This window comes from Planctomicrobium aquicomposti (assembly GCF_051466325.1).
Classification (GTDB): Bacteria; Planctomycetota; Planctomycetia; order Planctomycetales; family Planctomycetaceae; genus Planctomicrobium.
The window spans coordinates 1,763,084-1,786,240 of sequence record NZ_CP195792.1 but is presented as its reverse complement, the minus strand read 5'-3'; the positions used below and the strand labels follow the sequence as shown (position 1 = coordinate 1,786,240).

The window sequence follows — 23,157 nt, the reverse complement described above, 5'->3', positions numbered from 1 at the left end:
GGCTGCCATGACCACCCCCACACCTGGCGCCGCTTGGCAACGTGCTGTCATTATTATGGCCAGTACCGTCGTTGCCTCGGCTGTCATCTTCGCCATGTACTGGATGAAGGACGTCCTGATTCCGATCGCGCTGGCGGTTTATCTCTCATTTGTGCTCGGACCGGTGGTCCGGCTCTTCGAACGGAGAGGACTGCAGCGAATTCCATCAGTCATCATCGTCGTTCTGCTGATGGGGCTGACTCTGGGCGGGATGGGCTTTATTGCGACCCGACAGGTGCATGGGTTGCTGAACGAACTTCCCAAATATCGGACGACGATCATTGAGCGAGTCCGAACCATCCGTGACTGGAAAGTGACGCCAGGCGCGCTGGGAACGCTGATCGGCGATATCAATCAGGAAATGGCAGCACCGGAAGCGGAAACTTCCGGCCAACAGTCCCCGTCGGCCCCCCAGGCCACCCCCACCCGGGACACTCCGGCAACACCAACACCCGTAGCGACGGCTCCACCGCCGCAGCCCCGTTGGGTTTCGGCCGTGACCACCTGGGCCACGGAAGCGATGTCTTACGCCGGGAAGATTTTCCTCGCGCTGATCCTCGTCATCTTCATCCTGATCAAGCGCGAAGATCTCCGGAACCGGTTCATCTGGCTGGTGGGACGTAGAACGCTCACGTCGACAACCAAGGCTGTGGAAGATGCCGCCACGCGAGTCAGCCGCTTCCTGCTGACGCAATTGCTCGTCAACATCGGCTTCGGCATTGTCCTGGGAGTCGGGTTGTGGCTGATGGGGGTGAAATACGCTCTGCTGTGGGGCTTCCTTGGGGCGGGCTTGAAGTATCTCCCTTACATCGGGGCCTGGGTGGCGGCTGTCTTTCCGGTGGTCGTCAGTCTGGCCATGTCGAATGGCTGGGGACAGCCGATCGCCGTGCTGGCATTCATCGCCACCGTCGAGCTGATCAACGGGAATGCGATCGAGCCGTATGTGTTCGGACGCACGATCGGTGTGTCGGAAGTGGCTCTGCTCATCGGTGCGACGTTCTGGACCTGGCTCTGGGGACCGATCGGGCTGATTTTGTCCCCCCCGCTGACAGTCGTTCTCGTTGTGCTGGGCAAGCACGTCAGCTACCTCGAGTTTCTCGCGGTGCTGCTGGGGGACGAACCTTCCCTGTCCCCTACCGCGGCCTATTACCAGCGGTTACTGGCCCGTGATCAGGATGAGGCATCCAAGCTGGTCCTGAAGCGTCTGGAACAGCCTGAGCCGGATAAAGTTTACGATGAATACATGATTCCCGCCCTGTGCACCGCCCGGCGTGGACGCGAGCGGAATGAGATCACGCGGAATGATGAAGAGTTCGTCTGGGAGACAACGCGGGAGATTCTCGATGATCTGGGAGAGGCCAGCGCGCCCGCGGAAGAGGAAGGGCAGGAGGTGCCTCCTCCCCCTCCCGAACCGGGATTGCGTCGCATTCGTCTGCTGGCGCTGCCGGCTCGTGACGAAGCCGATCTGCTTGCTTTGCAGATGTTGGCGCAGCTCCTCCCTGAATCGGACTGGGAAGTGATGTTCGCCAGCCCGCAGCGTCTGGCTGTCGAGATTGCGGATCAGGTTGCCGACACCGATCCGGATCTGATCTGCGTGGGAGCGGTGTCGGGTGGGGGACTGGCACGATCACGGTATCTCTGCAAGCGGATTCGGTCACTCTCTCCCGGGACGAAGATCTTTGTCGGCCGCTGGTTCCCCGAAGACGAAGACTCCGAACTCCCCGCGCGACTGGAAGATGTGGGTGCGGACGCCGTGGAAGGGACACTGATCGGGCTCAAGAATCGGCTGCTAGCGCTGAAGCCGGTCTTTCAGACTGGCCAGCGGATTGCCGCCGAGGTGCACGAGTTCTCGCGTCTCGACCTGGAAGATAAACCGGCCGGGAAGCAACCGGCAGCACTGGAAGTGCATTCACCCGATCAGCGGGTAAAGCCGACGTAGAAGCTGAAGACCCGGCGATCATCTTCAGGCTGGTCCAGCACCGGCCAAGCGAAGTCGAAGGCTAGCGGAGCGGCTCCCATCGCCGGAATCTGTAACCGGAACCCGAAACCGGCGGTCACGCGGAACTGATCCAGCGTGACGTCGGGTTCGACGGTCCCGAAGTCGGAGAAGACGACCGTCCGAATGTTGTCGTTGGCGGTAATGGGAATCATGTATTCCACGGTTCCCAAGGCGAGGAAGGTTCCCCCGACCCGCACTCCCATGTCGACCGGACCGACGCCACGGAACGCGAAGCCGCGGAACGAGGAGTAACCCCCGGCGAAGAAGTTTTCGAAGATCGGGGTGTCGTTGCCGGTCCAGCCCAACTCTCCGCTGAGCGAGAGGACATGCTTCCCGAATCCGTCAGGCCGTTCATAGGTCGTGAAATACTGGCTCAGACCGACGTCGAACCGGGGATACGTGAACTCGCCAAACGCCTGCTCATACGAAGCGGTTGCCATGTGTCCCCGAGTCGGGAAGAAGGCATTGTCACGCGTGTCGTACTGCAGTGTCGCGGAAGCGGTGGAGAGGAAGTTTTCCCCTTTCACATCGACCAGTTGTGGCGGCGCGATGGTGGGCACATTGCGGATATTCACGCTTTCCAGACGGAGTGCCGTGCCGATCGACCAGTAGCGGTCCAGGACATAGCCCAGACTGATCCGTCCGCCGAGGCGGTCTTCCGTCCAGCTTTCGTAATAACGGTTGAAGTAGAAGCCGCTGACCCCCAGGCTGAAGTCGGTCCGCATGAAGTACGGATCCTGCCAGCTGGCGAGGTAGCGGCTGACCTGATCACCGGGCTGCGCTTCCAGCCGGAAGCTCTGTCCGGCTCCACGCCAGGCGGTGCCGTTGATGATGTCGGCGAAGCTGGTCGGCGGCCTGAGAATGTCGAAATTGTCTTCCTGCAGGGTGATCTGCCCGATGACACCAGCATCGCTGTTCACGCCAACACCGAACATCAATCGTCCGGTGCGACCTTCACTGACTTCAATATCGAGATCCATGAATCCCGGCGGCTGCGGGACACTGCGGACATCTCCATAAGGGTCTCCCTGGGGGGAGACCCCAAAGTAGAAGTCCTGCGGAGCGGGATTTCCGTAGCCGTCGAGCGTCTGGCCCCGGAAGTCAGGAGACTGTCCGCGGAACACGTCGTCCGGGCTGATGAACAACGACTCGGTGGAGTTGGACCGTGTTTTCGGAACGACCACGGGAGGCTGCTGGACCGAGGTGCCGTGAATTCCGGCTCCAGCTGCGGGACGGGCGGAAACGGCATCGGCCGGAGCGAGGCTGTGTCCCGTAGGAGGACGCGTCGTCTCCTGAATCTGGACAGACGAGGTCTGAATGAACTCGTCCTGAATGACACTTTGACCGCGGGCGGCCACGCGCGGAATGTAATCCAGACCGTCGTTCGGCTTGAGATCAAAGACCGGCGGATCTTCTCGATCCCAGATGCCGCTGCCATTCACACGGGACTGAGCCATCCGCAGGTCGCGGCCGCGGGCCAATGTCCCCGGTTTCAGATACCGGTCCACCTGCTTGCGGACGGTGTCTTCCTGTGAGTGAGGGTAGTCGCCCCGAACGTGAATGTTGATCGTTCCGATATAGCGGGGCATATCCTCGTTGATTTCGTAGACGAGGTCGACCACGCCGTCATCGTCGGGGCGGAAGCGGGGAGTCGGAGTGACGGTTGCTTTCAGACGACCCAGATCGTCGTACTTGTCCTTCATGCCGTTGACGTCTTCACGCAGCCAACGCTCGTTGAAGTAGTCCCCCTGCTTGAGCTTCAACTCCTTGAGCAACTCGGATTTGGAAATCACGTCATTTCCAATGACGTCGATTTCGCCGACCTTGGAGCGTTTGCCCTCATCGATGGTGAAGGTCACGTAGACCTTGCTGCGATCTTCCGACAGGCGTTCTTCCGCGCGAACCTGGACACTGAAGTAGCCCAGGTTCATGTAGTATTCCTTGAGAGCCTGCACATCATTTTTGATGATGACCGGGTCGTAATCCCCCCGGATCAGCCACAGAATCACCGTGTTGGACGACAGCTTGGTTTTCAGCACCGCGCTCGTCGTAAACGACTGGCTGGAATTCCCTTCGAAGGAAATGTCCCAGATTTTCGGCTTGGGCCCTTCCACGATATTGAAGATCACTTCACGGTCGTCGGGAGAGCCTCCTTTTTCCAGCGTCACTTCTGCAAACAGATAGCCTTTTTCGCGGTACAGGTTCTTGATGCGGTTGACCGATTCGCGATTGATGGCGACGTCGTAGCCGTGCCCCGCTTTGAGCCCGGTGTGGGCCGACAGCTCACCCGTCTTGATTTTCTTGTTCCCCCGGAACTCCACCGATTTCAGTATCGGGCGTTCCAGCACCTGGAACACGAGCACGGGGCCCTCGTCTGTGGCCCGATAGCTGGGTCGAACAGAGAGAAACCAGTTGGTATTGAGCAGCCGACTGACGTCCTGCTGCACCTGTCGGGGAGAGGCGGCCCGACCGGGCCGGGTTTCCACATAGCGCATAATCGCGTTGAGCGGGATCGTCTTCTGCCCTTCGATGAGAACATCAGCGAGCGGTTCATCGACCAGTTTTTCTGCGGAGAAGCTGGCCGGCTTGACTCCATCGGTCGGATTGATACCAGAGAGCGAATGCGGCGCATCGCCGATGGTTCGGGATGAACCCAGCGTCTCCGGCCGGGGAGCAAACGCCTTCCGCTCTTCAACTCCCGGTTTTGTATCCGTGGCATCCAGTCGGGGGAACGGGGCCTGAGCCCGAGCCGGTTGGAGATTCATGACCATCAAGCAGGCACCGGCCGCGAGGATCTGCACGATCCGCCGCGGAAGGCACGGTCGACGAGTGTCCTGAGCGACACTTTTCATCGAATCTGCTTTCGGTTTTTGACCGATGCTCACGAGATCGAGGCCCGAAGTGATGGTTCTGGGATCGCCGCAGTCATCGGAACGCCAATCGCTTCCTTGCGAACGGGCGTTTGCCAAGGGGGGATGGGAACAGTGGAACCCACCGCCGTCGGTGCTAATGGCAGCCAGGCGATGGATGGTTTGGTGCGGCGTCTTGCCGGGTGAAGGCCTGAGGATTTTTGGAAATGACTGCATCTACCCCTTCGGTGCTGTGCTGTGCCCGAAGGCGCAATTCGAACCTGAAGGGTTGCGAGGAGGGGGTGCCTGCTCGCAGGAGCGGGACAAATAACGAAACCCCTGAAAATCAACAAGACGAGTTATGCCACGGGCAGGACAGTTGTTCCCTGGTCTGGATCATGCCTCCCAGACAGGTTCGCAGACGACAGAAACACCGCCAGAAGCCTCAAACAATGCGGCAGAACGCAGCAGAGAACGACACCCGCAGATTTGCGGGGAGCGACGTCACGCTCCGGGGCAGTGGGTTTTCCGGCCGTCTGCCTCCAAGATCGAGCGGCAATTGTCGTTCGTGGCGAAACATACTTCCAGATCAGATGTTGTGACAAACTGACCAACGAAAAAAACCGCGCTGGGGGCGACGTGGCGGACCGGCGGGAATCGCCGAATGGCTCTCTGTCAGTGAAAGCCTGGGCAACAGTGACAATCCAGATGGACGGGCCACCTGTCAGCCCGCAGACGACTTCACAGTCGCGAGCCACTCGAAGCGAAGGGGAAACACAGGACTCACTGCTGAAACTGCTTTGCCGCAGTGAGCCCCCGGAAGCTCCTCTTGCCACTTGCCGGAACAGCTGCCCCCGAACCGGCATGCAGCGCTCTGCTATTCCCAGATCGTTGCGCCGGCACGGGGACCTCTCCCCTGCGATGAAATCGTCAGACGCCGGTACCGGCACCCCGCTTGGGTCCCCGGCCCCGCGTGCTGCTGAGGGCCTTGTTCAAAGCCTGCAGATACGCGTGGACACTCGCTTCGATGACGTCGGTACTGACACCTTTCCCGTGATACGTCAGGTCGTCGACCTCGATCTCCAGCTTCGCCTCTCCTTGAGCATCTTTCCCCCCGGAGACGCTGCGAACCGTGTAGTCACTCAGCCGGGCGTTGATCCCCATGATCCGCTCCAGACACCGGAACGCGGCATCCACGGGACCATCCCCGGTTGCGGCATCCTTCACGCAGCTTCCATCTTCATGCTCCAGCTCGATCGTGGCGGTCGGAATGGTGCCCGTCCCCCCGAGGGTGTGAAAGCTCTTGATTCTCCAGGCCTGCGCGACTTTGTCCGTCCGGTTTTCAATCAGAGCGACGATGTCGGCGTCGTAGATCTCCTTCTTCTTGTCTGCCAGGGCGATGAAGTCATCGAAGACCTTCTGCAGGGCTTCCTCATCGAGCTCATAACCGAGCGACTGAATCCGGTCCCGGAAGGCGTGACGACCGCTGTGTTTGCCCAGCACCAGATTGGTTCCCACGATCCCCACATCCTGTGGACGCATGATTTCGTAGGTCGAACGGTCCTGCAGCATCCCGTGCTGGTGAATGCCGGCTTCATGTGCGAAGGCGTTCTGACCGACAATGGCCTTGTTCCTCTGCACAGCCATTCCCGTAATCCCCGAGACCAACCGGCTTGTCGGATACAACCGGGTGGTGTTAATGCGGGTCTGCACCCCGAAGTAGTCCTGTCGGGTTCGCAACGCCATGACCAGCTCTTCGAGAGCAGCGTTTCCGGCCCGTTCGCCGAGACCGTTGATCGTGCACTCGACCTGTCGGGCCCCTGCCTCCACTCCCGCGAGACTGTTGGCGACCGCCAGTCCGAGATCGTTGTGGCAATGGGTGCTGATCACCGCCTGCTCGATGTTCGGAACATTCTCTTTCAGATAGCGAATGACCTTGTAGAAATGGTTGGGAGTGGCATAGCCGACCGTGTCGGGAATATTGACCGTCGTGGCACCGGCAGCGATCGTCTTCTCGACCACTTCACACAGGAAATCGAGTTCGGTCCGGGCAGCATCTTCGGGTGAAAATTCGACACTCGGAACCGCGAGATCCGATCGGCTTCCCATCAGGTCGCGAGTGTAGGAGACCATCTCGACGGCCCTGCGCAGAATCTCCTCCTTGGCCATCTTCAGCTTGAACTCGCGGTGAATCGCACTCGTGGCGAGGAAGAGATGGATGCGGACTTTCTCCGCGTCTTGCAACGCCTCCCAGGCCCGATCAATATCTTCTTTCCGGCAGCGGGCGAGGCCGCAGATCATCGACTGGCTGCCAAAGGTGCGGGCAATCTGCTGAACCGCATCAAAATCGCCCGGAGATGCGATCGGAAAGCCCGCCTCCATGACATCGACCCCCAGCTCCACCAGAGCCTTGGCCACTTCGAGCTTCTCGGCGGTGTCCATGCTGCAGCCGGGCGATTGCTCGCCGTCACGGAGCGTGGTGTCGAAAATCGTGATGGTGTCGGACATGGCGTGTTTCTTCCAGTGGGGATCAAACCTGACTGCTCGAGAAGCAGTGAGCAAATTCGTAAAAACAAAAAACCCTGAGACTTGCATGAAGTCTCAGGGTGGGGTGAACTCAACAAGAACTCAGCGCACCGGCCTAAGACCTCCCGCAGGGAAGTAGGCTTAGAACGAGGCTGATGCTGGAAAACTGGAACGGAATCATGGGTCTCTCAAACAGTTCAGACTCACAAAAATTACGAAGAATATCGGCCCACCGTCAAGCTCGGGAGTAGAAAAACCTGTCCCGATCCCGCGAGGACCTGTCAGGATTTTCCGACAACGTTGTTCACTCCGGGACTGAGCAGCAGGACATTCGGAGCGTCGACAGGTTCGTACGGTGCACCGGAATTTGCGTTGTCGGCATAAGTCGTTCCCGGGCAGAGAACGACGCCTCCGCACGAAACTCCAGCTGCCGGATCAGAATTCAATGTCGGGATTTCACGAGGAAGTCCCGGTGCGGGCGAACGACCTTGAAGACATCACAAAAACAACCGCTTCCCCCCGTTCGGGACGAGTGGACCAAATGCCAAAATGCCCTAGACTGGAATTGTCTGCTCCGTTGCACCTGCACTCTCGCAGGACCTCCTTCGACCGCGAATTGACGGCCTCACGATGTTTCAAGTGATCCAGGAAATCGATTTCTGCTATGGGCACCGGCTGCTGAACTACGCTGGGAAGTGCCGACATCTGCATGGCCACAACGGTCGCGCCGTCATCGTCCTGGAAGGGGAACATCTGGACGAACGGGGGATGCTGATTGACTTCACTGACATCAAACGAGGACTGCGAACCTGGATCGATGACGAACTGGACCATCGGATGATCCTGAACGCGAATGATCCGGCCATTCCGCTTCTCCGCGATCTGGGGGAGCCGCTGCACATTATCGACTGCAACCCAACCGCCGAAAACATCGCCCGCCTGATTTACCAACAGGCGCAGATCAAAGGCTTTCCGGTCGCCGAAGTCCGACTCTGGGAAACGCCCCGATCTTACGCCACGTATCGTAAATAGCGAGATGGGCTCAGCGCCGTCGGGGGTGGTAGACGGCTGCGTCGTAGGCGGAAAAGACGTGCATGACCCAGCCGAGCCACAACACCCAAAGAATTGCGGTCAGCACGAAATGGACCGCCGCCGCAATCAGGCGCCCCTGTACCAGTTGCCCTAATCCGGGTGCAAAAAAGCTGCAGATCCCAGCCAGCACATTTCCGCCCGAACCTGGTCCTTCCATTCTCTCCCGTTCTCCGCTCACTTGGCACGCGACTGACAAACACCCCCGTTGATTCGCAGATCAGACAGGGGACACCATGATCATAGGCAGCTGCCTCGCGCGCGACTATTGGCACCGCCGGGAATTGTCCAGATCGGCGGCACAGCCACGCTCTTCATCAGGCCATTCGCGCCCGGCAAGGTGGCTGCGTGGGAGCGGGCGACTGGTGTGGTCAAGCGTGAAGTGAAGCAATCGTCTGCCGTCAGATTCAGCGCGCACGTCGCCGGCGGTCATCACTTTTTTTACGGCAATTCGATGATCTGATCGTCGTTGAATGCGAGCCCTGCATCGTCCCGCAGATTCGTCCCCAGGCTCATCAGCCGGGCATGACCGCTTTCATCCCGCCGGTAAATATAAGCACCATCGGAGTGCGGGTCGGCAGGGATCGCGTCGATGAACTTCGGAACGAGCTGATCCAGGGTCTCAGGGTAGGCGTTGTTCGCCTTCTGGTAGGCCACGAGTGCCAGCCCCAGCTGAACAAGTTCCCGGCGATTGCGAGCCCGGTCGTCGGTAGCGCGGCGTTGCCGATACAACGTGCGCAGGGACCAGGCCATGTTGGTTCCCAGCCAGCGGCTGACTGTGTCAGGTTCTTTCTGCAGCAGCGTGTTGAAGTTCTTCATGATCTCATCGTCCGAGTTCTGCCAGGTCTGGTAGTCCTGGTCCAACTCGTCGAACTGCATATTCTGTTGAACATGGCTCCGTTCGGCCAACGCTTTGACGACCCGATCCTGAATCTCGTCCCCTCCTGCGATTGCCAGATCCCAGTTGATCCCCTGAAGGCTGATATTTTTCTTGCGGGACTGCTTTCCGGCTTCGTCTTCCGGGGCCTCGAAGAATCCCTGCAGCGAGTCTCGATCGGTCTTCAGCAGCTCGATTTCCTGGTGAAGAATCGCCCGTTCACCCACATTCGCGGCAATCTCGGAAGTCGGGAAGGTGGGGAGCGCCGCCAACACCCGGCGATACTGTTCCGCCTGCGCGACGGTCAGCTGTCCGCTCGTGATCAGGGAGACATCCCCATGATAGGCGAAGGCATCGATCACATGGGCCTTCACGACAGACACGTCGAACGGGGAACCGCTCGCCAGCAGCAAGGCCAGCTTATGGCAGGTCAGCAGGTCGCTCATACAGCCTTCGACGTTCTTCTCGTGTAACCGCAGCATGGCGCGGGCGGCCAGTGAACGGGCCAGAAACGGAAGTCGACGTTCGATCGACAGCGAAGCGGCCAGAATCCGCGGAGGCGCTTCAATCGACAGCACGGGGGCATAGTACTTCGACTTGGTCGCAGCCTTTTCCACCACAGCGTAGGCGGCCGCATTCGCCTCCAGAAACTTGGCCAGCTGCGGGAACTCTTCAGTCGACCACGGGCGTTCCGTGGCGGTATTGAGGTCGACCTCGATGACTTCCACCGCAATGGCGATTTCCTTGACCCCACGGGCTCCCTGTTCTTTCACGAAGTCTTCAATTGTCAGAAGCTCGGGGGATTCTGTCGGCAACTTTTTGATGCCCAGCATCGCCAGCGCCTGATCACCGAGATCCTTCTCGAAGGCGAGGTCTGAGAGAATCGGAACGATCCAGACAACGGCGTTCTCTTCCGGCTTGACATCCTTCATCAGCGTTTCGTTGATCGAACGGAGTGTCCCTCTGATCCGAAGCGGGATCGTCGGAGCCGAAAGAACCATGCCTGTCGGAACTTCGGCACTGGGAGCAGGTTCAGCAACAGCGGTCACAGCCAGACAGCAACATGACAGCAGACAAACTACGAAAGACAGAGACTTTTTCATCCGCACTGCCAGTCCCGATTGAAAGAGAACCCGGAGATCGCGATTGCCACCCTTGCTGATCTGCGCACTACCGTGTGAGGCAATCGGTTCAGTCAGAGTCGCACGTTCTCTGTTCAAGGTCAACAGTGTCGAAAAGAATGCAATAAGTCGACAATTTTCTGCTAAGAGCCGAAAAAGATCCTTGCTATTTGGCAAAGAGAATTTAGACGACCGTCCATCCAAACATGATCTGTTCCTCACGTCACGTCGTGCCTACCCTCTGAGCAAAGGCAGGCTGCAGACAGGCACTGCAATCGGCGGGCTTCGGGGCGGAATGCATCACGACGATTGGGGCTGCTCCACCGTGGGCGGAGAGAGTCCCCTGCCGCGCGACCTCCCTCGATTTCCGGAAGCAAGGCCGTCGGATCATCGAGCGGCAGTAGAATTTATGCACCCTTGCGGACGCCGAGGAATGTCTGGCTCCTCAAATGAGAAGCGGAGCAGCTCCCATTCGAAGGAGATCTTCGGCCAGTCGATCGCCAACGGTTTCAGGATCCGACCGAGGACCAGTGATGGTCGCCTGAATCAACTGCTGACCGTCGACGCTCAGAATCACCGAGGTCAGTGTCAGCGAGTCGCCCACGATGGAAGAGAGGATCCCCACGGGAGCGTGGCACCCCGCCTGCAGCGTCCGCAGGCAGGCTCGTTCCGCGAGCACCTCCGCCATCGTGAGTTCATCACTCAGACGGTTCAGCAGACTTTGAACTTCGGCATCATCGCGCCGACATTCGATGCCGAGTGCCGCCTGACCGACGGCTGGGTACATCACTGGCGGCGAGAGCGTTTGCGTAATCCGGTGCTGCAGCCCCAGACGATGCAGCCCCGCTTCTGCCAGAATAATCGCCGCATACTCTCCGGTGTCGACCTTGCTCAGTCGGGTGTCGACATTCCCGCGAATTTCGGCGAGTTGCAGATCAGGGCGTTGGCGGAGCAGCTGTGATTTTCTTCGCAGGCTGCCGGTGCCGACTTTGGCTCCGGGTGGGAGTGACAGCAGGTCGCCCGTCGTTCCCTCCGGGAGAATCAAAGCGTCAAACCGTGGGGCCCGCGCAGGGACTCCGGCGAGGATCAGGTCGGCATGGGGAACTGTCGGCAGATCTTTGAGGGAATGGACCGCCAGATCAGCATGGCCCTTGAGCACCGCGTGCTGCACTTCCCGCGTGAATGCCCCCTGTCCGCCGAACTGATGCAGCGGCTCGACGCGGTCGCGATCCCCAATGGTTGAAACGGGGACAAGCTCCACCGGAAACTCGGGGGCGAGCTTGCGAAGCGAAGCGGCAACATGATTTGCCTGCCACAGTGCGAGGGGGCTTTCCCGGGTTGCGATGCGTATGGTGCGCTGCACGTGTCCTCTGCCGAATCTACCGACATTCCCTCGAGCAGGTTGCTCTTGCCTGTCCCCGCGCTGTCAGCGCTTCCTGCTCTGGAAGCTCATTTCCGCGGGATGAGAACGGGTCAATCAACTGTCAAAATGCTGCTGGAGCGATCGGATGGCTGCGGAGACAATCCCACAGCGAAATCCGCATGGTAGTCACCGAGCGGAAGACCATTCAAATGACTTCCTGCTTCGGCATCGCGAAGCGGAATGGGAATGGTTCAGGAACGATGGAGGCTGCGCGCCAGCACCGCGACAAAAACCTTGCCGGCGCCCGCTTGCTTTAGCACCTTGGCAGCCCGATGGGCGGTGGTCCCGGTGGTCAGAACATCATCCACAAGAAGCACGGACTCTCCTCGCAGACGCACCCCGCGCCGCACGCGGAACGCTCCCTGCAGATTGTTCCGACGGGCGGTCTGCTTCAGCAGATGCTGCTTGGGAGTCCGCCTGACCTTCGCCAGAATGTGACGTTCCACAGGGATGCCGAGGCGGGTGTGCAGCTGGTCGGCGACCGTATCGCCCGGATGGTGCAAATGCGTCATGCGGTCGAGCCAGAAATGGGGAATCGGCACAATGAAATGGGCGGCCCAGGCTTGGAACCGCGATTGAGCACGGGAGACAAGCAGATCTGCCATCGCCCCCGCCAGCGGAGCCTGATAGTTCTGTTTGCTGCGGACACAGGCGCCACGAAGTTCCCCGTCGTAGGCCCCCAGACTGACGACCTGCTCATACGCGTGTTTTTCATGGCGGCAGTGAATGCAGCCGCTGAGAGTCTGCAGGTGCGGACCGACCGGCGCAGAACAACGCTCGCACGTGTGGGGTGGGGGAGGAAAGAGTCGAACCAGACACCCGTCGCAAAAACTTTGCGGCTTGGTCGACTGGGGAAGCTGTTCGCCACACCACCGGCAGGCGGGGGGATACATGAAGTCGAGCGTGGCGGAAGCCAGTTCCCGCAGCCACAGAGGAAGCCACAGGGGGAGCATCAGTGATCTCCCGGATAAAAGGGTTCAACATGCACAACCACCTCACGAACCGAAGGCCATTCTGATTGAATCCGGGCCCGCACGTGCTGGGCGATCTGGTGCGACGCGTCAACTGTAATCTGCGGATCGACTTCGATGTCAATGTCCACGTGGGCATCCGGGCCCGCATGCTGAATCCGGATCTTCTCGACGCCGAGAACGCCCTCCACCGCCATCGCCGCTTGACGCACCCGGGCGAAATCTTCTGCCTGCGGGACCCGATCCAGCAGCTGGTTCATATTTTCCCGCGAGGCGATCAAACCCAGAACAACCATCACTCCCGCGAGGAGGGTTCCCCCGGCATGATCGAGCTGGCTCGACCAGTTCGGAAAAAACGCCGCTGCCAGCAGCGTCAGCATGGCAATCGCGCTGGTGAGAGTGTCGATCTGAAAGTGCATCGCCTCGGACTGCAGTGCGGAACTACGGGTCCGTTGGCTGACGCGACGCAGTTGCCAGCTCACCCCCGTGAGAGCCAGAGTCGCCAGTCCCGGGACGATCCAGGTCCAACCGGGGAGCGGACCGTGCTGCGGATGCGACGAAATTGCGAACAGATTTCTGGTTCCCATCCACAAACCGGTTCCCGCCAGCAGCAGTGCCAGCTGAAACCCCGCCAGCGGCTCCGCCCGGCCATGTCCGAACGGATGCGAATGATCCGGCGGCCGGGCTGCAAAACGGATCGCCGCCAGCAGAATCAGACTGGAAACGACATCGAACAGACTGGAAACCGCATCCACGAGCAGCGCTGAGGAATGAGAAAACGCCACGGCCAGCAGTTCGACCACGATCACGATCATCCGGACCGCGATTCCAATCACCGTGGCCCGGGTCGCATCGTCGCGCCGGGACTGGCGGGCTGTTTCAATATGCGGCAGCGTCGCCACCGGAGGCGGAAACCGGTCGGGCTCGATGCCGGTGACGATGGGAGGAACGCTCGGCTTCATGGTCTTACTTTCTCAGGGGCACGTGGCATCAGCAATGGGAGCCGCCCCGTGCGGGACATTTTAGGCGGTCCTGAAGGCTGCGGATTGAGTCTGAGAGTCGGCGGAAACCGTTGGTTTTTGCAGCAACCGCAGGGTTTCTGCGAGCCGCCAGACGAATCAGACCGATGCCCGTGCACTCTCCGGCAATCCGTCAACAGTCGCTGATTTGAACCGATCGCGGGTCTCCCAATTCGAGGCAACCTGATTTTCTGAAGGAGCCGAACCGGTGCCGATGCAGGAAATCGGCCGAACCAGAAGCGGAAATGCACGGGCCGAAAGGGGATCGAAACTGGAGGCGAACCGGGCGTTTTGACGAAATCTTTGTTCTGGCCCGGGAATCGAGTACACTCCCGGTGCGCCGCGACTCTCCCCGGAATCTTCAGAGACGATCTCCTCGCAATGGCTTCCGAGCACAACTTCGAGTCCTATCAGACTGACGGCTTCTACGACGAACTCTTTTATGAAAACGGCACTCCCCGTCCCGGAGGCCGATTGTTGATCGAGAAGATCAACTCTCTCCCTCCCGGAGAGTTGAAGAAACGTCAGGCTGCCATCGAGCGTGCCCTGCTGCGAATGGGAATCACGTTTGCCGTGTATGGCGATACGCAGGGGACGGAAAAGATCTTTCCGTTTGACGTGGTCCCCCGCATTATCGAGCCGTTCGAGTGGCGACACATCGAAGCGGGGCTGAAGCAGCGGATCAAAGCCCTCAATCTTTTTATCGACGACATTTACCACGACCAGACCATTGTGGAAGAGGGAATTATCCCCCGCCCGCTGCTGGAGAAGGCCCAGTCTTACCGGGAAGTCTGTCGGGGCCTGAAACCGCCCCGCGGGATCTGGTGCCACATCACCGGCACCGATCTGGTCCGCCACGGCGATGGTGCCATTTACGTGCTGGAAGACAACCTGCGTTGCCCGTCCGGCGTTTCGTACGTGCTGCAAAATCGCCTGGTCATGAAGCGCAGCTTTCCGCAGGTGTTTGCCGCATCGAAGGTCCGCCCCGTCACCGATTATCCGAGTCGGCTGTACGAAACGCTGGCGCATCTCGCTCCCGATCACGTCAGCGAACCGACCATCGTGGTCCTCTCGCCGGGGATCTACAACTCCGCCTACTACGAACACTCGTTTCTGGCCCAGCAGATGGGTGTGGAACTGGTCGAAGGGCGCGATCTCGCTGTGAAAGACGGATTCGTCTTCATGCGGACGACCGACGGCTTCCAGCGGGTTGACGTCATCTATCGCCGCATCGATGACGACTTCCTGGATCCGCTGGCGTTCCGCGCTGATTCGATGCTGGGGGTTCCCGGCCTGATGGACGTCTATCGCAAAGGCCGCGTGGCGATGGCGAATGCTCCGGGAACCGGAATCGCCGACGACAAGGTGATCTATGCTTTCGTGCCGGACATGATTCGCTACTACCTGAACGAAGAGCCGATCCTTCCCAACGTGCCGACTTACGTCTGCGAACGGGAAGAGGACCGGAAGTATGTTCTCGACCATCTCCCGGAACTTGTGGTCAAGGCGGCAAACGAAGCCGGTGGCTATGGAATGCTCGTCGGCCCCCACTCCACGAAGGAAGACCAGGAACGGTTTGCCCACCTGATTCGCGAGAACCCCCGCAACTACATCGCTCAACCGACGTTGTCATTGTCCCGCGTGCCGACGCTCTGCGACTCGACAATCGAAGGTCGCCACGTCGATTTGCGGCCGTACATTCTGTACGGCAAATCGATCTGGGTCCTGCCGGGCGGACTCACCCGTGTCGCCCTCCGCAAGGGATCACTGGTGGTGAATTCCTCTCAGGGGGGCGGCAGCAAAGATACGTGGGTCGTCGCTCAGTCGGCCAGCGAAGTCTTCGACGATGAATCAGAGATCTAAACCGGCAGCGGGTCGGCGCGTGGTCTTGTCCGGACGATGACCGACGGTCTCCGGAACGCGAATCCTTCGAAGTTGCAGTCGGAAGATCGAGAGACAGGCAGCGGACGCAGCGCCCGCGTCAGTTGCCGAAGAGCGTAGCATCCTTCCCACCGAGGCGCTTGATGCCTGATCAACACCACAGGTTTTCCATGCTGAGCCGAGTTGCTGATTCCATCTACTGGATGGCCCGCTATGTGGAACGGGCCGAGAATCTCTCCCGCTTCATTGACGTCACGCTGAACCTGATTCTGGATCAGCCCGACACCGCCGAACAGCAATGGGCGCCGCTGATCTTCGCGACCGGCGATCAGGAGGTGTTCAAGGAGAAGCACGGGCTCGCCAATTCCCAGAACGTGATTCACTTTCTGGTGTTCGACCGCGAGTACCCGAACTCGATCATCTCTTCACTGCGGGCTGCTCGCGAAAATGCCCGCACGGTCCGAGAGGCCATTTCCTCGGAAGCCTGGGAACAGTTGAACGAGTGCTACCACTTTGTGAAAGATGCCACCAGCACCATTCGGGCACCGGAAGAACTGAGCGACTTCTTTAACGAAGTCAAACAGCAAAGCCACCTGTTCCACGGCATTCTGGATGCCACGATGTCACACAATAAGGGATGGCACTTCGCCAACCTGGGGCGACTGCTGGAACGTGCGGACAAAACGAGCCGGATTCTGGACGTCAAATACTTCACCCTGCTCCCCAACGTTCACGATGTCGGCACCACCATCGACGACCTGCAATGGTCCGCGGTGCTGCGATCGGTCAGCGGCTTCGAGATGTACCGCAAACGTTACCACGGCATCACGATTCACCGCGTCGTCGAGTTTCTGACGCTGGACCCATCCTTCCCCCGCGCCATCCGGTTCTGCGTCGACCACGCCGACGATTCGCTGCATCAGATTGTCGGCTCTCCCTCGGGAAGCTACCGCAACATCGCAGAGCAGCGGCTGGGACGCCTGAAATCGGAATTGGCCTACACCGATATCGACACGATCATCAATCAGGGCATGCACGAATTCATCGACGGCCTGCAGACCAAGCTGAACACGGTCGGCGATGCAATCCACGAAACGTTTTTTGCGCTGCGTCCGGTGGATTCAGCGGCCCCTGCCCAGCGGCAGTCGCAGTGACAGGGATAGACGACCGGCGCGACATTGTGAAGCCGCAGCGCGACCGGCTTCGCGACGTTGCGTGAGTCCTGACCAGTGTCCTTCTGATTTGATGATCGACCTTCTCCGTCCCCGCGAAACCGAGCGATTCCCCGCAGACATCGCCTGCAGCGGAGGACTGACAAGAACAGACTGCCCGGCATTAACTGCTGCATCGCCTCTCCCTCTATTGCTGAAGAGCCAACATGTCGATCCGCGTCGCCCTGAATCATCGCACGTCCTACCGCTACGACCGCCCGGTGACACTCGGACCGCAGATTGTCCGGTTGCGACCGGCAGCGCACAGCCGGACTCCGATCCGCAGCTACTCCCTGAAGGTGGTTCCGGAAAAACATTTCATCAACTGGCAGCAAGACCCCTTCGGCAATTTTCTGGCCCGGTTCGTCTTTCCGGAGTCGACACGCGAGTTTTCGGTGGAAGTCGATCTCGTGGCGGAGATGACGGTCATCAACCCGTTCGACTTCTTCATCGAAGAAGAGGCGGAGAAGTTTCCTTTCCAGTATGAGGAGTCGCTCTCACGCGAGTTACGGCCGTTTCTCGAAACCCTCGACAGCAAACCGGAATTTGAAAAATTCCTTCAGACCATCGACCGCACGCCGCGCAAGACGGTGTCGTTTCTGGTCGACCTGAATCAGCTCGTCCAGGAGCGGGTGAAGTACCTCATCCGCATGGAACCGGGCGTCCAGTCACCCGAAGAAACGCTCACGCTCGGATCGGGTTCCTGCCGCGATTCGGCGTGGCTGCTTGTGCAGGCGCTCCGGCATGTCGGTCTCGCAGCCCGGTTTGTTTCGGGATACCTGATTCAGCTGGCCCCCGACCAGAAATCGCTCGATGGACCTTCGGGCACAGAAGTCGATTTCACCGATCTGCACGCCTGGACCGAGGTCTATCTGCCGGGCGCGGGTTGGATCGGGCTGGATGCCACGTCCGGATTGCTGGCGGGGGAAGGGCATATCCCGCTCGCCTGCACGCCGGACCCGAGTTCTGCCGCGCCGATTTCCGGTTCGCTCTCCGCTCTCCCCCTTCCCGGAGGACCGAAGGAAATCGACGTCGATTTCGATGTGTCGATGACGGTCACCCGCATTCACGAAGATCCGCGGGTGACCAAGCCCTGTACTCCCGAGCAGTGGGCCGCCATCGATCGACTGGGGGACGAGATTGATCGTCGCCTCCAGTCAGGAGATGTTCGCCTCACCATGGGGGGAGAACCGACGTTTGTCTCCATTGATGACATGGAAGGGGCCGAGTGGAACAACGCTGCGGTCGGCCCCGACAAGCGCCGATTGTCGGAACAGCTGATCAAGCGGCTGCGCGAGCGGTTTGCCCCCGGCGGGTTGCTGCACTACGGTCAGGGGAAATGGTATCCGGGAGAGTCACTCCCCCGCTGGGCACTGGCCTGTTACTGGCGCGTCGATGGCGTTCCCGTCTGGGAAAACCCGGAGCTGATTGCCGATATCGATCACGACTACGGACACACTTCGGAAGATGCGCGCGAGTTCGTACAGCATCTGTCGCGAGTGCTGGGAGTTCAGCCGCACTGGATCCAGCCCGCTTACGAAGACGTGGTGCACTATCTCTGGAAAGAGCAGCGACTGCCGGTCAACGTCGATCCCGCCGATCCCAAACTCGCCAACCCGGAAGACCGCGCGCGAATGGTGTCCGTCTTCGAGCGGGGATTGAATGAACCGGTCGGCTTTGTGATGCCCCTCAAACGGCAATGGTGGCAGGCTGGCCCCCGCTGGGTCAGCGGCCCCTGGCCGGTCCGTTCAGACAAGCTGTTTCTGCTGCCGGGAGATTCGCCGATCGGGCTGCGCTTGCCACTCGACTCACTCCCGTGGCTGCCGGACGAACAGCTGCCGACCATGTACCCGCGTGATCCGCTGGCTCCTGTGGAACCGCTTCCCGAACCGCTGCATCGCCGACAGGAAGCCATTCACGGCCAGCCGGAAGCGAGCAGCCTGGGCGGTGTCACGGAGCAACTGCTCCAGAGGACCGGAAAAAGAACTGTCGACAAGACGTTCGATCGCTCCAAACCGGCGGAGATTGTCCGAACCGCGCTCTGTGTCGAAGCCCGCAAGGGGCGTCTGCACGTCTTCATGCCGCCAACGGAGTATGTCGAAGACTATCTGGATCTGGTCTCGGCGATTGAACGGACCTGTCGGGACCTGAAAGTCGCCGTGGTCGTGGAAGGATATCATCCTCCCGGCGATTCCCGTCTGAACCAGTTGAAGGTCACTCCCGACCCCGGCGTGATCGAAGTGAATATTCATCCCGCTCACAGTTGGAGCGAACTGGTCGAGACCACAACCTCGCTGTATGACATCGCGCGGAGCACCCGGCTCGGCACGGAAAAGTTCGACCTCGACGGGAAGCACACGGGAACCGGCGGAGGAAACCATGTGGTGCTGGGGGGGAAAACTCCGGCGGACAGTCCATTCCTCCGACGACCCGATCTACTGAAAAGCCTGATCGGCTTCTGGTTGAATCATCCCTCGTTGTCGTATCTGTTCAGCGGACGATTCATTGGACCGACCAGCCAGGCCCCCCGGGTGGACGAAGGTCGACGTGATGCGCTGTATGAACTGCGTCTCGCGTTCGCCAATGTCCCTCCCCGGACCGAACCTTGTCCTCCTTGGTTGGTCGACCGGTTATTCCGCAACCTGCTCATCGACCTGACGGGCAACACGCACCGCGCGGAAATCTGTATCGACAAGCTCTACTCTCCGGACAGCAGCAGCGGTCGTCTGGGGCTCGTGGAGTTCCGCGGTTTTGAAATGCCTCCTCACGCGCAGATGAGTCTGACCCAGCAACTGCTGGTCAGGGCTTGTGTCGCCCTGTTCTGGGATCAGCCCTATGAGCAGACCCCCGTGGAGTGGGGCACAACCCTCCATGATCGCTTCATGTTGCCGTACTTCGTCTGGCAGGACTTCGGCGACGTTCTCCATCAGTTGGCGCAGGCCGATCTCCGGTTTGAACGCGAGTGGTTCGCCTCGCACTTCGAATTCCGGTTTCCTCTGATCGGTCAGATGGACCGACACGGAATTCACCTTGAACTGCGGACAGCAATCGAACCGTGGTACGTACTGGGCGAAGAGCCGGGGGGTGGGGGAACGGCGAGATACGTCGATTCCTCGGTCGAACGACTGGAAGTCAAGGTGACGGGACTGACGGACACTCGGCACATTATCACCTGCAATGGCCGCCGTGTGCCGCTGACCTCCACCGGCGTCGCTGGTGAATTCGTAGCCGGCGTCCGCTACCGGGCCTGGAATCCGCCGAGCGCCCTGCATCCAACAATTCCTGTCCATACGCCGCTGGTCTTCGACATTCTGGATACCTGGGCGCATCGTTCTGTCGGCGGATGCATGTATCATGTTTCGCATCCGGGGGGATTAGGTTACAACGTGTTTCCTGTGAACGCCTACGAAGCGGAGTCGCGGCGGGTTTCGCGATTCTTCGAAATGGGCCATACTCCCGGCTGGATCAACATTCCCGCTGTGGAAGTGAATCCACAGTTTCCGTTGACACTCGATTTGCGCCGCGCCCCGAGCCTTGCATGAATGCGTTAGCCGGTTCCGCTTCCCCTGTTCCGTCGTTGCTCGCCCATTACACCCCGCCTCCCGGGGTCTATGACGAAACCGTCAACGCTGCCGGGGAAGTCCGCGAACCGTGGCGCGCATTTATTCAGGGGCTCGATGAACTTGGCCCGGCCGATTTGCAGCGACGCTGGGAGCTGGCCCAGCGACAGGTCACCCGCGATGGCTTCACGTTCAATCCTTACGAACAGGATGTCGGCAGTTCGCGGCCGTGGGTGCTCGATGCCATGCCGCTGTTGCTGCGGGAACAGGAGTGGAGCGAAATCGAAGCCGGGCTCGCGCAGCGGGCCAGATTGTTCGACCTGATTCTGCGAGACCTGTTTGGCCCGCAGCAGCTGCTGCAGGATCAACTGCTCCCCCCCGAAGCGCTGTTCGCCCACCCGGCCTACTACCCCTCCTATCATGGCCTGCATATGGGGGATCATGGCTTTCTGCAGCTCTACGCCGCCGACATCGCCCGCTCACCGGATGGCCAATGGTGGGTCGTCTCCGACCGGTCACGGGCTCCGTTCGGGCTCGGCTATGTTCTCGAAAACCGCATTGTGACGTCGCGGATGCTGCCGACACAATTCCGCCAGTGCAAGGTGGAACGGCTGGCCTCTTTTTTCATCACGCTGAAGGAGTCGCTGCGACAGCAGGCTCCCCGCTTTAAAGACAATCCCCGCGTCGCGATCTGGACTTCGGGTCCCAGCAGCCGGGCCTATTTTGAAGATGCGTATCTCGCCCGCTATCTGGGTTATCAGCTGGTCGAAGGGGGAGATCTGGCGGTTCGCGAGAACCGGGTCATGCTGAAAACGCTGGGTGGACTGCTTCCGGTGGAAGTGATCTTCCGTCGGCTGAATGATGACGACTGCGATCCGGTGGAGCTCGACGGCAATTCCGTCAATGGCGTGGCGGGACTGCTTGAGGTGGTGCGCGGCGGCAATGTCTCGCTCGCCAATCCGCTCGGCAGTCGCCTGGTAGAATCGCCACTGTTCATGTCGTTTCTCCCGTCGATCTGTCGCCATCTGTTAGGGGAAGAGCTCCGCATGCCCTCTGTGGCCACGTGGTGGTGTGGCGACAAGCAGGGCCTGAGCTACGTTCTGGAACACCTCGACGAACTGATGATCCGGAAAGCATTCCGGATGATGGATGATGTTCCCCTGCGCCCGAGCCTGATGACTCAGGCAGACCGCCAGCTTCTGGTCGAAGCGCTGAAAGCCCGTCCGCAGGATTACGTCGGTCAGCAGACCATCACCCGTTCCACCACACCGGTCTGGTCACAACAGGCCGCTGTTCCGTGGTCCTTGGCGCTGCGCAGCTTTCTTGTTCGCAAAGATGACGATTTTCTCGCATTGCCGGGAGGACTGGCCCGGGTCGCGTCCGATCCGCTGATTCTCGAACAGACCATGACAACCGGCGAGCGCAGCCAGGATGTCTGGATTCTCTCCGACGAAGCCATTGAGGAAGTCACACTCCTGACGCCTCCTGGGCAGACGATCGCGCTGCGTCGCAGCGGCGCGGAGCTTCCCAGTCGCGTGGCCGATCATCTCTTCTGGCTGGGCCGAAACGTGGAACGGTCCGAGGGGTCGGCGCGGCTGCTGCGAACGATCTTCAATTCCGTCACCGGAGAACGGGAGTACGGACCCGAGTTGAACTTGCTCCTGCAGGCACTGGCCGATCAGGGTCAGATTGATTCCGATTTCGGAGATCCTTCCGGAACAGGGACGGTCCCGAATGTGGAAGTGATGCTGCCGCAGGCCATCTTCGATACGCAGCGCCCCAAAAGTCTGCGGTTCTCGATCATGCAATGCGTGCGGCTGGTTTCGATCGTGCGGGACCGCGTGGCGATCGATGCCTGGCGGATCATACACCGACTCGATGAGGCAAGCCGCCGCCCGCTGGTCGACGTGCAGGAAGTGATCGAACTGCTGGACCGGGTCATTCTCGATCTGGCAGCCTTCTCCGGTCTGGCCAGCGAAAGCATGACCCGCACGCAGGGCTGGAGGTTTCTGGATCTCGGCCGACGTGTCGAAAGAGCCTGGCAGACCAGCATGCTGCTCCGTTCGACTCTGACTCACATTGCCGAGGACGAAGTCGCGGTCCTTGAATCGGTCATGCAGACCGCGGACAGTATCATGACTTATCGCTCCCGGTATCTCGCGACGGTCCAGCCGGCTGCCGTGCTGGATCTGCTCATCACCGACGAGACCAATCCCCGGTCAATCGGGTCGCAACTGGCCGCCATCGCCGCCCATGTTGATGAACTTCCCCGCGATGGCCAGCAGGCGGTCCGCAGCCCGGAACAACGCCTCGCCCTTTCCCTGCTGAACGCCGTCCGGCTGGCCGAGGTTCACGAGTTGGCTCTGGCCACGCAATATGGTCAGCGGGAAGCTCTGGACCGGCTGCTGAAGAGGCTGTGTGACCAGCTGCCAAAACTGTCGGATGCCATGTCCAGCCGTTTTCTGATTCATGCCGGGCTCCCCCGACACTTCGGAATCTCGGCCGACCCTGACTCCGGGCTGCCCACGGGACTTCCGCAATTATGACTGTTTTTCTGAATTTCTTGCAGGTCCCAGGCTGGTCTGCCGATCG

The 23,157-nt window shown here is 60.0% G+C and carries 13 protein-coding genes; 6 read left to right on the top strand and 7 right to left on the bottom strand.

Annotated features, from left to right (window positions below; all coding sequences use genetic code 11):
- Window positions 1-7: 7 nt before the first annotated feature.
- Window positions 8-1,978, top strand: coding sequence for an AI-2E family transporter (locus tag SH664x_RS06825; protein ID WP_437206152.1), 1,971 nt, complete (start codon window positions 8-10; stop codon window positions 1,976-1,978).
- Here SH664x_RS06825 and SH664x_RS06820 read toward each other — a convergent pair.
- On the bottom strand, window positions 1,957-4,890 hold the full coding sequence (locus tag SH664x_RS06820) for a BamA/OMP85 family outer membrane protein (RefSeq protein WP_437206151.1): 2,934 nt from the start codon (window positions 4,888-4,890) through the stop codon (window positions 1,957-1,959). The genes SH664x_RS06825 and SH664x_RS06820 overlap by 22 nt on opposite strands.
- 927 nt (window positions 4,891-5,817) lie before the next feature.
- Window positions 5,818-7,395, bottom strand: a complete 1,578-nt coding sequence (locus SH664x_RS06815; RefSeq protein ID WP_437206149.1) for a 2-isopropylmalate synthase — start codon at window positions 7,393-7,395, stop codon at window positions 5,818-5,820.
- A 648-nt stretch (window positions 7,396-8,043) separates the two neighbouring features.
- Here SH664x_RS06815 and SH664x_RS06810 point away from each other — a divergent pair.
- Window positions 8,044-8,445: a 6-pyruvoyl trahydropterin synthase family protein gene (locus SH664x_RS06810; RefSeq protein ID WP_437206148.1), complete on the top strand. Its 402-nt coding sequence runs from the start codon at window positions 8,044-8,046 to the stop codon at window positions 8,443-8,445.
- A 10-nt stretch (window positions 8,446-8,455) separates the two neighbouring features.
- Here the strand turns inward: SH664x_RS06810 and SH664x_RS06805 are convergent, their stop codons facing one another.
- The 5 genes from SH664x_RS06805 to SH664x_RS06785 all read right to left on the bottom strand — a co-directional run bounded on the left by SH664x_RS06805 (window position 8,456) and on the right by SH664x_RS06785 (window position 13,856).
- Window positions 8,456-8,662, bottom strand: coding sequence for a hypothetical protein (locus SH664x_RS06805; RefSeq protein WP_437206147.1), 207 nt, complete (start codon window positions 8,660-8,662; stop codon window positions 8,456-8,458).
- Window positions 8,663-8,943: 281 nt separating this feature from the next.
- The gene (locus SH664x_RS06800) at window positions 8,944-10,311 is read right to left on the bottom strand and encodes a hypothetical protein (RefSeq protein ID WP_437206146.1); all 1,368 of its coding nucleotides are present in this window, start codon (window positions 10,309-10,311) and stop codon (window positions 8,944-8,946) included.
- Window positions 10,312-10,945: 634 nt separating this feature from the next.
- On the bottom strand, window positions 10,946-11,863 hold the full coding sequence (gene hemC / locus SH664x_RS06795; protein ID WP_437206145.1) for a hydroxymethylbilane synthase: 918 nt from the start codon (window positions 11,861-11,863) through the stop codon (window positions 10,946-10,948).
- 251 nt (window positions 11,864-12,114) lie between these two features.
- The gene (locus SH664x_RS06790) at window positions 12,115-12,876 is read right to left on the bottom strand and encodes a ComF family protein (protein WP_437206143.1); all 762 of its coding nucleotides are present in this window, start codon (window positions 12,874-12,876) and stop codon (window positions 12,115-12,117) included.
- Window positions 12,876-13,856, bottom strand: coding sequence for a cation diffusion facilitator family transporter (locus SH664x_RS06785; protein WP_437206142.1), 981 nt, complete (start codon window positions 13,854-13,856; stop codon window positions 12,876-12,878). Before SH664x_RS06785 ends, SH664x_RS06790 begins: the two co-directional genes overlap by 1 nt.
- A 438-nt stretch (window positions 13,857-14,294) precedes the next feature.
- Here SH664x_RS06785 and SH664x_RS06780 point away from each other — a divergent pair, with 438 nt between their 5' ends.
- The 4 genes from SH664x_RS06780 (at window position 14,295) to SH664x_RS06765 (ending at window position 23,111) form a co-directional block, all read left to right on the top strand.
- Window positions 14,295-15,776, top strand: a complete 1,482-nt coding sequence (locus SH664x_RS06780) for a circularly permuted type 2 ATP-grasp protein (protein WP_437206140.1) — start codon at window positions 14,295-14,297, stop codon at window positions 15,774-15,776.
- Between the two features lie 188 nt (window positions 15,777-15,964).
- Window positions 15,965-16,948, top strand: coding sequence for an alpha-E domain-containing protein (locus tag SH664x_RS06775; RefSeq protein ID WP_437206138.1), 984 nt, complete (start codon window positions 15,965-15,967; stop codon window positions 16,946-16,948).
- Window positions 16,949-17,172: 224 nt separating this feature from the next.
- On the top strand, window positions 17,173-20,547 hold the full coding sequence (locus SH664x_RS06770; RefSeq protein WP_437206136.1) for a DUF2126 domain-containing protein: 3,375 nt from the start codon (window positions 17,173-17,175) through the stop codon (window positions 20,545-20,547).
- Window positions 20,544-23,111: a circularly permuted type 2 ATP-grasp protein gene (locus tag SH664x_RS06765; protein WP_437206134.1), complete on the top strand. Its 2,568-nt coding sequence runs from the start codon at window positions 20,544-20,546 to the stop codon at window positions 23,109-23,111. Before SH664x_RS06770 ends, SH664x_RS06765 begins: the two co-directional genes overlap by 4 nt.
- Window positions 23,112-23,157: the final 46 nt, after the last annotated feature.